10 protein-coding genes are annotated in these 9,362 nt (G+C 70.2%); 3 read left to right on the top strand and 7 right to left on the bottom strand.

Annotation, left to right across the window (positions count from 1 at the left end):
- Positions 1-126: 126 nt before the first annotated feature.
- The 3 genes from AB0F68_RS32575 to AB0F68_RS32565 are packed head-to-tail and all read right to left on the bottom strand — an operon-like array spanning position 127 to position 2,573.
- Entirely contained in the window at positions 127-981 is an 855-nt protein-coding gene (locus AB0F68_RS32575; protein WP_357345250.1) for an ABC transporter permease, read from the bottom strand.
- Positions 978-1,991: an ATP-binding cassette domain-containing protein gene (locus AB0F68_RS32570; protein WP_357345248.1), complete on the bottom strand. Its 1,014-nt coding sequence runs from the start codon at positions 1,989-1,991 to the stop codon at positions 978-980. Before AB0F68_RS32570 ends, AB0F68_RS32575 begins: the two co-directional genes overlap by 4 nt.
- Positions 1,992-2,018: 27 nt before the next feature.
- Positions 2,019-2,573, bottom strand: coding sequence for an NAD(P)H-dependent oxidoreductase (locus tag AB0F68_RS32565; protein WP_357345246.1), 555 nt, complete (start codon positions 2,571-2,573; stop codon positions 2,019-2,021).
- A 132-nt stretch (positions 2,574-2,705) separates the two neighbouring features.
- Here AB0F68_RS32565 and AB0F68_RS32560 point away from each other — a divergent pair, with 132 nt between their 5' ends.
- The gene (locus tag AB0F68_RS32560; RefSeq protein ID WP_357345244.1) at positions 2,706-3,206 is read left to right on the top strand and encodes a GNAT family N-acetyltransferase; all 501 of its coding nucleotides are present in this window, start codon (positions 2,706-2,708) and stop codon (positions 3,204-3,206) included.
- A 56-nt stretch (positions 3,207-3,262) separates the two neighbouring features.
- On the opposite strand, the gene AB0F68_RS32555 is transcribed toward AB0F68_RS32560, so the two are convergent.
- The 3 genes from AB0F68_RS32555 to AB0F68_RS32545 all read right to left on the bottom strand — a co-directional run bounded on the left by AB0F68_RS32555 (position 3,263) and on the right by AB0F68_RS32545 (position 5,770).
- Positions 3,263-3,433 (bottom strand): hypothetical protein, encoded by a 171-nt coding sequence (locus tag AB0F68_RS32555; RefSeq protein ID WP_357345242.1) that lies wholly within the window; start codon positions 3,431-3,433, stop codon positions 3,263-3,265.
- A gap of 17 nt (positions 3,434-3,450) precedes the next feature.
- Positions 3,451-4,530 carry a glycosyltransferase family 2 protein gene (locus AB0F68_RS32550; RefSeq protein WP_357345240.1) on the bottom strand — a complete coding sequence of 360 codons (1,080 nt, stop codon included), beginning with the start codon at positions 4,528-4,530 and terminating at the stop codon, positions 3,451-3,453.
- 256 nt (positions 4,531-4,786) lie between these two features.
- A complete protein-coding gene (locus tag AB0F68_RS32545; protein WP_357345238.1) occupies positions 4,787-5,770 on the bottom strand; it encodes an aldo/keto reductase in 984 nt (327 codons plus the stop codon).
- A 348-nt stretch (positions 5,771-6,118) separates the two neighbouring features.
- On the opposite strand from AB0F68_RS32545, the gene tnpA reads away from it, so the two are divergent.
- Positions 6,119-6,517, top strand: coding sequence for an IS200/IS605 family transposase (tnpA, locus tag AB0F68_RS32540; RefSeq protein WP_357345236.1), 399 nt, complete (start codon positions 6,119-6,121; stop codon positions 6,515-6,517).
- On the top strand, positions 6,518-7,735 hold the full coding sequence (locus tag AB0F68_RS32535) for a transposase (protein WP_357345234.1): 1,218 nt from the start codon (positions 6,518-6,520) through the stop codon (positions 7,733-7,735). It abuts the gene before it with no gap.
- Positions 7,736-8,176: 441 nt separating this feature from the next.
- Here AB0F68_RS32535 and AB0F68_RS32530 read toward each other — a convergent pair whose 3' ends face one another.
- Positions 8,177-9,340, bottom strand: coding sequence for a glycosyltransferase family 2 protein (locus tag AB0F68_RS32530; protein WP_357345232.1), 1,164 nt, complete (start codon positions 9,338-9,340; stop codon positions 8,177-8,179).
- Positions 9,341-9,362 lie beyond the last annotated feature (22 nt).

The raw sequence follows: 9,362 nt of genomic DNA, 5'->3' as shown, positions 1-9,362 counted from the left end.
TTGTGGTCTTTATTTTTGGGGGGTGTTTCGCTCGGTTTCTTTAAAAACGGGGGGGGGGGTATGGGGGGGCTTTTGGGCGGTCCGCGGGGGGTGTCGCCGCGGCGACACCCCCGTCGTCCCGTCGGATCAACGGCGGTTGTAGCGGTACATGGTCAGCGTGCCGAAGACGACCACGAACCCGGCGCTCCACAACAGCAGCCACATGGTGTTCGTCGCGTCCGCGGATCCGCCCATCGCCGCGCGCACGGCCGCCACCAGGTGGGTGACCGGGTTGGCCTTGACGAACGCCTGGAGCCAGCCCGGCATGGTGGCCGGGTCGACGAAGACGTTGCTCAGGAAGGTCAGCGGGAACAGCACCATCATGCTGACCCCCATCACCGACTTCTCGCTGCGCAGCACCAGGCCGAAGAACGTCCACACCCAGGAGAACGCGAACGAGAAGACCACCAGCAGGCCGATGCCGGCGAGCACCCCGACCGGCCCGCCGGCGGGCCGGAACCCGAGCGCCAGCCCCACGCCGAGGATGACCACCGCGGCGAGCACGTAGCGCAGCACATCGCCGAAGATCATGCCGACCAGCGCGGCCGGCCGCCAGACCGGCAGGGTGCGGATCCGGTCGAAGACGCCCTTCTCGATGTCGTTGTTCAGCCCGACACCGGTGTACATCGTGATCATCACGACGCTGGTCACCATGATGCCCGGCAGGAAGAACTGCAGGTAGTCCTGCGGGCTGTCGGCGAGCGCGCCGCCGAACAGGTAGGTGAACATCAGCACCATGATGATCGGGAACGCGGTCACGTCGAACAGCTGCTCCGGCACGTGCTTGATCTTCAGCATCGCCCGCCAGCCGAAGGTCAGCGACGCGGACAGCGCGCTGGGCCTCGGCGGCCGCTCGCCCGGGGCGAGGACCGTCGCCAACGCCTCGGCGGACGGCACGTAGACGGACGGCGGCCGCCCGGTAGTGGTCGCGGTGTCGCTCATCGGGCCGCCTCCAGTTCGTCGTCCCGCTCGTCCGTCGACACGGCGGGGTGGTCGGTCAGGGCCAGGAACACCTCGTCCAGGGTCGGCTGGCCGAGGGAGAAGTCGTCCACCACGATGCCGGCCCGGGCCAGCTCGCCGAGGGCCCTAGCGGCCTGCTCGCCGGCCTCCAGGTCGGTGCCGTCCTCGCCGACCCGGGCGGTGAGCACCACCGGATCCGCCTCCAGCTGCACCGGCACGCCCAGCGCCACCCGCAGCACCTGCTCGGCCCGGGGCCGCTCCCCGGCGTCGCGCAGCCGTACGTGGACGGTGCCGGAGCCGACCGACGACTTCAGCTCGCCCGGGGTGCCCTCCGCGATCACCCGGCCGTGGTCGACCACCGCGATGCGGCCGGCGAGCTGGTCGGCCTCGTCGAGGTACTGGGTGGTCAGCAGCACCGTGGTGCCGTGCGCGACGACCGCCCGGATAATCTCCCACACCTGGTTGCGGCTGCGCGGGTCCAGCCCGGTCGTCGGCTCGTCCAGGAAGAGCAGATCCGGGGTGTTGAGGATGCTCGCGGCGATGTCGATCCGCCGCCGCATCCCGCCGGAGTACTTCTTCACCTGCCGGCCGGCCGCCTCGGTCAGCCCGAACGCGGCGAGCAGCCGCTCGGCCCGCTGCCGGGCCGCCGGTCGGCCCAGGCCGAGCAGCCGGCCCAGCAGGACCAGGTTCTCCGCCCCGGTCAGGTCCTCGTCGAGCGAGGCGTACTGGCCGGTCAGGCTGACCCGGGAGCGGACCGCGTCCGCCTCGGCGACGACGTCGTGCCCGAACACCCGGGCCCGCCCGCCGTCCGGGCGCAACAGCGTGGCCAGCACCCGCACCGCGGTGGTCTTGCCGGCGCCGTTCGGCCCGAGCAGCCCGTAGACGGTGCCGGCGGGGACCCGGAGGTCCAGGCCGTCGAGCGCTCGGGTCGAGCCGAACGACCGGACCAGGCCGTCGGCCTCGACGGCCGGGCCGGTGTTCCGGTTACTCATGATCACTACCTCTCGTCGTGGGTGTTCTCAGGAGACGTACGGGCGCGCCGCGCGGCCCTCGCGCAGCGCCAGGCCCCACCAGCAGAGCTCGTCGAGGAGCACCCGGGCGTCCTGCCGGAGCTGCTCCTCGGCCCGCCCCGCGGGCTCGCCGTCGAGCAGGTCGACGCCGACGGTGTCGCGCACGGTCATCGCGTGCAGGGCGGTGAACACGGTCCGCAGCTGGTCGACCGCGTGCAGGCCGACCGACCGGCAGCCGTAGGAGACGAAACCGACGGGCTTGGCCTGCCACTCGTCGTAGGCGTAGTCGATCGCCTGTTTCAACGAGGCCGGGAAGCTGTGGTTGTACTCCGGGGTGACCACCACGAACGCCTCCGCGCTGTTCACCTCCCCGGCGAACGACCGCATGGCCGCCGTGGGCTCGGCCGGCAGGCTGGCCGGGAAGTCGTACCCGGCGAGGTCGAGCACGGTCACCGCCAAGGCTTCGCGCCGGCGTGCCTGCGCGACGAACCAGCGACCGATCCGGTCGCCGATCCGCCCCTCCCGGGTGCTGCCGATGATCACAGCGAGCCGCAACGGCGTCATGCTCCCCTCCCACTGGTGTCGGGCCTCACCTCCCAGGCGCCAGACGCCGACCGGCAACCCGCCAGATCGGATCTGGCAGGCGGCTGTCGGGGGCGGCTGCTTGAATCGGCGCCGGAACGAAGGGGGACCGGCATGACCGAGGTACGCCTCACGCGGTGGAGCGCCGACGACCTGGCGCTGCTGCAACAGCTCAACGCGCCGGAGGTGCGGGCGCACACCGGCGGCCCGGAGACCGACGAGCAGGTGCTCGCCCGGCACGAGCGCTACCTGCGCGGCCCCGGCCCGCGCAGCGGCCACATGTTCACCGTCGGGCTGCCCGACGGGACGAAGGTGGGCAGCGTCGGCTACTGGGCGCGGGAATGGCGCAACGAGCCGGTCTACGAGATGGGCTGGGCGGTGCTGCCGGCGTACCAGGGACGGGGGCTGGCGAGCGCGGCGGTGCGCGCGCTGATCGCGGAGGCCGCGGCGCACGGCGACCGGCGCTTCGCGCACGCCTACCCGGCAGTGGACCACCCGGCATCGAACGCGGTGTGCCGCAAGGCCGGCTTCACGCTGCTCGGCGAGACCGAGTTCGAATACCCGCCGGGGCACCTGATGCGCTCGAACGACTGGCGCATCGAGCTGGCCGGGTGAGGTGATCAGGCGCCACGACGCGGCTGCCCAGGGCCGCCGCGCCGTGGCAGGACCGATCAGCTGGCGCGGGCCTTACGGCTCCGGATGCTCGGGGCGATCCGGAGCAGGGCCATGCCGGCGATCAGGAGCGTCGCGCCGGCCACCAGCGACCACGTGATGCTGACCCCGGTGACGGGCAGGGAGGCCGAGCAGCCGGCGGCAGCAGCGGCGCATCCACGCTGGTACATGATGAGTGCCTTTCTTCTCAGGAATTGATCCATACGCGGTCGGTTCCGCGCACGGTCTGGGCCAGTGCTCGCCAGTAGGCGAACGACCTGACCTGCTCGTAGCACCACTCGGGAAGCAACGCGGCGGCGGTGAGCAATGCCCACCAGCCCTGCCGGCGGACGGTCAGCGCGCGCTCCAGCACGAACACGGCGGTGAGCGCGAGCCAACGGGGGTCCCACGGGACAAAGCCGATCAGGAACCAACCCCCGATCAGGCTGGCCAGGTAGAGCGGGACGAGCAGCGAAGTGGTGTAGATGCCGAGCTGCCGCAGCCAGTTGCCGGCATTCCACCGGCAGACGCCGTACAGGCGCAGCGAGTCGAGCATGCCGCGCTGCCAGCGGACACGCTGAGTGATGAGGGCCTGGACGGTCGGCATGGAGTCGGTGACGGCCTCGAATCCAGGGGCGACCCGGGGGCGGTAGCCCAGCGCCCGGACCGCGAACGTCATCTCGATGTCCTCAGTGGCCGGATCGCGGTGGTACAACTCGCCCCGATACCCGGGCAGGTCACCGGCGGCGCGGGCGGCCAGGATCCGCCGGACCACCGGGACGGGGAAGAGGGTGGCCACCCCGGACAGGACGACCGCATGGCCGCCCTTGCGCCAGACCCAGCGCGAGAAGCGCGCGTACTCGTTGCCCTGCAGGATGTCCAGCAGCCGGGGCTGGCGGCCCAGCCGATAGTCGGCGCAGACCGCACCGACGCCCCGGCGGCGTTCCAGTGCGCGGACGGCGGCGGCGACCGCACCGGGCGCGAGGATGCTGTCCGCGTCCGTGACCAGCAGCATGTCCTGGTCGGCCAGTTGCGGCAGCAGCAGGTTGACGGCCCAGTTCAGGGCGCCCGCCTTCTTGTGCGGATTCGGGCCGGGCATCTCCCACACCTCGGCCCCGGCCGCCCACGCGACCGCGGCCGTGTCGTCGGAGCAATTGTTGGGTACGACCACCAGCCGGTCCACGGGCCGGGTCTGCGCCTGGAGGGCCCGGATGGTTTCGGCGATGGTGCCCGCCTCGTTGTAGGCGGGCACCACCACGATGACGCGCCTGTGGCGATAGGTGCTCATGGGGCAGCCACCCGTGAAGTCGTCGACATCAGTGCGTGGGCCCCGTTCCCGTCGCTGGAAGTCACGTCGGTTGCTGGCCGGTCCGGCCGCAGAGCGTGCCGCGAGCAACCGCGCTACATCCACCTAACGAGAGACAATGTCGGGAGTGATTCTCAATTCTGGTCGTATCGGGCAGGCGGACGGCCGACGGGAACGCGCCGAACGGTGGAGTTTCGCTACATCCCACGGCCGGCACCGGGTGCCCGGCGCCCCGTGCCTACCGCGCCGTGTCCAGCCGGGCCCGCTGCTCCGGCGTCAGCTCCAGGTCCACCGCGGCGAGGCTCTCATCCAGTTGCGCCACCGAGGAGAAGCCGACCAGCGGGATGGCCGGCACGTCCCCGCCCAGCAGCCAGGCGAGCACCACTTGGTTGACCGTGGCCCCGGCCTCGTCGGCCACCGCGCGCAGCGCCGCCAGCCGGGCCGGGGTGCTCGGCAGGGCGTACGCCTCGCCGAGGCGTTCCGGCTTCGCGTAGGCGCCCTTGAGCAGCGGCGAGTACGCCACCAGGGTGAGCTGCGGCTCGGCCCGCAAATAGCTGGCCAGGTCGGGCCCGACCGCACCGACGTCGCCGTCCGGGTCCAGCTCACCCGGCAGGTCCAGCCGCCGGGGCAGGTAGCTGCGGTGGTACTGGAGAACCTCGTACCCGGGCAGGCCGGCCGCGGCGGCCAGGGCGCGGGCCCGCTCGACCCGCCAGGAGCGGTGGTTGCTCGCGCCCAGCAGCCCGACGGTGCCCTCGGCGACCAGCTCCGCGAAGCCCTCCACGGTCTCCCGCAGCGGCACGGTCCGGTCCTCGATGTGCGCGTAGAGCAGGTCGAGCCGGTCCACGCCGAGCCGTTCCCGGCTGCGCTCGGCCGACTCGCGGATCACCTTGGCCGACAGCCCCTCGGCGTTGTCCACGTAGCTGGTGCCCGGGGCGAGGGGACGGGCGCCGAGCTTGGTGGCGATGACCACCTCGCTGCCGACGCCACGGCTGCGCCGCCAGCGGCCGAGCAGCTCCTCGCTCTCCCCGCCCTGGCCCCCGTTCTGCCAGAAGGCGTAGTTGTCCGAGGTGTCGATGAACGTGCCGCCGGCCTCGACGTACCGGTCGAGGATGGCGTACGAGAGGGCCTCGTCGGTGGCGGTGCCGAAGAGCATGGCGCCGAGGCTGAGCACGCTGACCTCGCGGCGGGTGGCCGGGTCGGTGCCGATGGTGCGGTAACGCATGGGTTCCTCCCCGTCAGAACGATGCCACCACCCTCCACCTTCGAGTGCGCGCGAAGTCAAACCTCACCGGGGGAGCACCCCGTAGCCGCCGCCGGCGTCCATCTGGTAGCCCCAGAGCAGGCCGCTGGGCCCGTCCGTCCGCAGGGTGGCCAGGTGCGCGCTCACCTCGGCGCCCCTCCTCCGGGGTGCGGAAACCGCTGTGGTGGTTGAGGTCCGTCGCGCAGTAGCCGGGGTTGGCGGCGCTCACCTCGACCGAAGTGCGTAGCGCGCAGACCCCGGCCTTAGCCGTTGGGTTGGCGCGTCGATTTAAGACGGGCAGTAGATAGCACGAGGCTGTATATTGCACGGGTGTCCGTTGCCCTTCGGTCGAACAGCAGCGTCGTGTTCCAGTGCGCTTTCCACGTCGTGTGGTGCCCGAAGTATCGGCGTCGCGTGCTGTCCGGCGGGATCGAGGAGCGGTTGAAGCACCTCATTGGTGAGGTGGTGGAGGAGAAGGGGGCGTGGCTGGTGGCGCTGGAGGTCATGCCCGATCAGGTGCACTTGCTGGTCGAGGTGGACCCGCAGTTCGGTGTTCACAAGCTCGTCAAGGCGATCAAGGCACGGACGTCTCGGGTGCTGCGTGAGGAGTTCCCATCGCTGCGTTCCCGGCTGCCGACCTTATGGACGAACTCGTACTTCGTGGCGACCACCGGCGGTGCCCCACTGGCAGCGGTGGAGGAGTATGTCGCGCAGCAGAAGGGCCGCTGAATGCTGACCGGCCGCCGCTATCTGCTCGTCTTCACCGACGAGCAGGCCGCCTACGCCGAACAGGTCGGTGCGGTGTGTCGGGCGGTGTGGAACACGGCGTTGGAGCAGCGCCGTGAGTACCGCCGCCGCGGCGCGTTCATCGGCTACCACGAGCAGGCCGGGCAGATGGCCGAGGCGAAGAAGGACCCGGACTGCGCGTGGCTGGCCGACGCGCCGTCGCACACGTTGCAGCAAACCTTGCGGGACCTGGACCGGGCGTGCAAGACGCATGGCACGTGGAAGGTGCGCTGGCGGTCCAAGGCCCGCACGGCCCCGTCGTTCCGGTTTCCCGACCCTAAGCACATCGCGGTGCAGCGGCTGAGCCGCAGGTGGGGTGAGGTGCGCCTGCCGAAGTTCGGGCCGGTCAGGTTTCGGTGGACCAGGCCGTTGGGTGGCCCCATCCGCAACGCTACCGTCTCCCGTGACGGCGGACGCTGGTACATCTCGTTCTGCGTCGAGGACGGCGCGACCGAGGTTGCCCCGAACGGTAAGCCGCCGGTCGGTGTGGACCGGGGTGTCACCGTGGCTGTGGCCACCTCTGACGGGGGGCTGGACGAGCGGGAGTTCGTCACTGCAGGCGAGGCGGCCCGGCTCAAGCGGTTGCAGCAGCGCATGTCCCGGTCGCTGCGGGTCCATGGCCGCAACCGCGGATCGAAACGTCGCGACGCTACCCGCGCGCAACTCGGCCGGCTCAACGCCCGTATCCGGGCCCGCAGAGCTGACTTCGCCGCGCAGACCGCCGTGCGCCTGGTCCGCGAGCACGGCATGGTCGCTGTCGAGGACCTGCGGATCAAGAACATGACGGCCAGCGCGAAGGGCACCGTTGAGCAGCCCGGCCGTAACGTCCGCCAGAAGGCTGGCCTGAACCGGGCCATCCTCGCCAAAGGGTGGGGCGGATTCCTGCTCAAGCTGGAACACGCCGCCCGCTACCACGGGGCAAAGATCGAGAAGGTCAACCCGGCGTATACGTCGCAGACCTGCAACGCCTGCAAGCATGTCGCCCCGGACTCCCGCGAGAGCCAAGCGGTCTTCCGGTGCGTCGCCTGCGGGCATCAGGACCACGCCGACGTGAACGCCGCCAAGAACATCCTCGCCGCCGGGCTGGCGGTAACAGGGCGCGGAGACCTAGCCGCAGGGCTGTCTGTGAAACGCCAACCACCCGAACGGCTCGCGGCGTGAACGCGCCTCAGCCACGGGAATCCCCCGCCCTTCAGGCGTGGGGAGGAAGTCAACGTCTACGTCGCCGCGCCGGGGTCATTGACCGAGGCGGCGATCCGCCGGGTCGCCGAGCGGGTTGCCTCCTGAACCCCCGCGCGGGGACCGGCAGCCGAGCACCGGCCACGGTGGCCGCTCACCGGGGCAGATGGTCGAAGCGGTAACGGCTGACCTGCAACTGGGCAACAGGCGGTTGGGGTGCCCCGCGCGGAGCACTCGGGGCACCCCGCGCGGTTACCGGGACCTGCGAAGCCTGGGGGCGATTCGCATCAGAGCAGATCCGGCAGCCACCATGGCGAACCCGGCCAGCACGACCCAGAGGGTGTTGGCTCCCGTAACGGCCAGGCCACCAGAGGTAGCCGCACCAGCAGCCGCAGGGGCAGTCACATTGTTGTACATCTCTTGTTACCAGTTCCTCTCTCGGCGGAAAATGAAATCGGTGTATGCCTTTGCGTGGACGAACTGGAGGAAAATGTCTAGTACCAGTTCGTACATTGTCGCCGAGGCGAGCATGTACTTCCAGCCGCGATAGCGGATGGTCACCACCCGCTCGACGACGAAAATGCTGGAAACCGCCAGCCAGAACGGCTGGACATGGATCTCGCGGTACACGCCTACGCTGTATCCGAGCGATCCCAGATACGCGAAGGTTGTGAGTACGCCAAGCAGCGTCACCAACTGCCTGCCCCAGTACCGCCACGTCACGCGCGTGATCCCGTACTGGAAGCAGTTCTCCACCGCCCCCCGTTTCCAGCGGAGGCGCTGTCTCCAGAGGTCACGCCACGTGCCCATGACCTCCGTGACCAGTGAACACTCCTTGGGCGAGAGAACCGTGTAGCCGAGATGACGCAGTGCGAAGGTCATCTCGTTGTCCTCGGTCAGAACGGTGGTGTCGTACACCCCACCCGCTCCGTCGCCCGCGGGGAGCCGGCCACTGAGTCTCGCCCTGGAGACCTCCTGAAGGGTGCCGGCCCGGAACACGGCCGCTGTGCCGGTGACCACCAGGCACTTGCCGTTCAACCGCGCAACGTCCCGGGCGTACCGGACGTACTCGTTGCGTTGGAGGTGGCCGACGAATCCACTGCCGCTGCTGCCTCGGAACACGCCTCCGACGGCTCCCAGCCTCCGGTCGGCACCCAGCTTCGCCAGCGCGTGATTGAGGAAATGAGGATCCAGGACCGAATCAGCGTCGACCACCGCGACGAAATCGTCAGCAGTCAGCCGCGGTAGCAGTTGTGCGAGTACCTGGTTCAGTGCACCCGCCTTCTTGCGCTGGTTTCCGAACGTCGTGAAGACGTACGCACCAGCCTGTGCGGCGAGTCGGGCCGTTTCATCCCGACAATTGTCGGCGATCACCACGACCATTGTGGGCCGATACGTCTGCTGCCGCAGGGCGGTGACCGATTGGCTGATCCCCTGGGCCTCATCGTGCGCCGGCACGAGCACGATGAGCTTCCCGGGCACCTTGGCGCTGCCACGGGAGGTGCCCGCCCTTCTCCGCCTCGGAGGCCTTGCATCGCTCCGGGCCCGCCCGCCGCCCGGACCGGACCGCGAGTGCTTGCCGGACATACGAACTTCCTCCTGGACTGGT

The organism is Micromonospora sp. NPDC023966, from assembly GCF_040639095.1.
Taxonomy (GTDB): domain Bacteria; phylum Actinomycetota; class Actinomycetes; order Mycobacteriales; family Micromonosporaceae; genus Micromonospora.
This window is presented reverse-complemented; position numbering and strand designations above follow the sequence as displayed.

Coding starts and splice junctions, on each gene's coding strand:
- AB0F68_RS32575 (WP_357345250.1), bottom strand. CDS start 981: ATGAGCGACACCGCGACCACTACCGGGCGGCCGCCGTCCGTCTACGTG.
- AB0F68_RS32570 (WP_357345248.1), bottom strand. CDS start 1,991: ATGAGTAACCGGAACACCGGCCCGGCCGTCGAGGCCGACGGCCTGGTC.
- AB0F68_RS32565 (WP_357345246.1), bottom strand. CDS start 2,573: ATGACGCCGTTGCGGCTCGCTGTGATCATCGGCAGCACCCGGGAGGGG.
- AB0F68_RS32560 (WP_357345244.1), top strand. CDS start 2,706: ATGACCGAGGTACGCCTCACGCGGTGGAGCGCCGACGACCTGGCGCTG.
- AB0F68_RS32555 (WP_357345242.1), bottom strand. CDS start 3,433: ATGTACCAGCGTGGATGCGCCGCTGCTGCCGCCGGCTGCTCGGCCTCC.
- AB0F68_RS32550 (WP_357345240.1), bottom strand. CDS start 4,530: ATGAGCACCTATCGCCACAGGCGCGTCATCGTGGTGGTGCCCGCCTAC.
- AB0F68_RS32545 (WP_357345238.1), bottom strand. CDS start 5,770: ATGCGTTACCGCACCATCGGCACCGACCCGGCCACCCGCCGCGAGGTC.
- AB0F68_RS32535 (WP_357345234.1), top strand. CDS start 6,518: ATGCTGACCGGCCGCCGCTATCTGCTCGTCTTCACCGACGAGCAGGCC.
- AB0F68_RS32530 (WP_357345232.1), bottom strand. CDS start 9,340: ATGTCCGGCAAGCACTCGCGGTCCGGTCCGGGCGGCGGGCGGGCCCGG.